The following is a 494-nucleotide window of genomic DNA, read 5'->3' as shown; positions in this document are numbered from 1 at the left end:
GAGAAGGCGCGCGGCGATGCCGATGCAGCGAGCGACATCAGAAGGTGACGCAAGCGGAGAGATCGCGACCGCAGGCGCGGCCGCGAGAGCGGATGATGGGGTCATGTCGATAAACCTCTGGGAGAGCGGAGACGGGCGAGCCGGCCGGCGCTCTCTCTGGACCGCTCCGGCTCAAACCCGTCCCGGCCAAGCTCTCCCTCTCGTCACGCCGCGGCCTTCACCGCGCGCCACCACGCGATGCGCTCGTCGCGGGTCGCGTTGGCGAGCCGCAGCAACAGATCGCCGTGGCAGGGGCGCGGCGCGCAGAAGCAGACGAAATCGCGTCCGCGCAACTCGTCGAGCGCGCGCAGCAAGTGATGCTGGTCCGCAAGCCAGCGTTCGTATTTCGCGATGACGGCGGCGCGATCGCCGTAAGGGCCGATCCGGAACGGATTGCCCCATTTGCTGCCGCGCCCGATGTAGACGGCGCCCGCCGGCACGCCTGTGTGATGCTT

1 protein-coding gene is annotated in these 494 nt (G+C 69.0%); it reads right to left on the bottom strand.

Annotation, left to right across the window (positions count from 1 at the left end):
* Positions 1–203 precede the first annotated feature (203 nt).
* Positions 204–494: DUF4326 domain-containing protein (locus tag BGN91_RS06775; protein ID WP_292611678.1), on the bottom strand; the 291-nt coding region annotated here is incomplete at its 5' end.

This window comes from Nitrobacter sp. 62-13 (assembly GCF_001896955.1).
Classification (GTDB): Bacteria; Pseudomonadota; Alphaproteobacteria; order Rhizobiales; family Xanthobacteraceae; genus Nitrobacter.
This window is presented reverse-complemented; position numbering and strand designations above follow the sequence as displayed.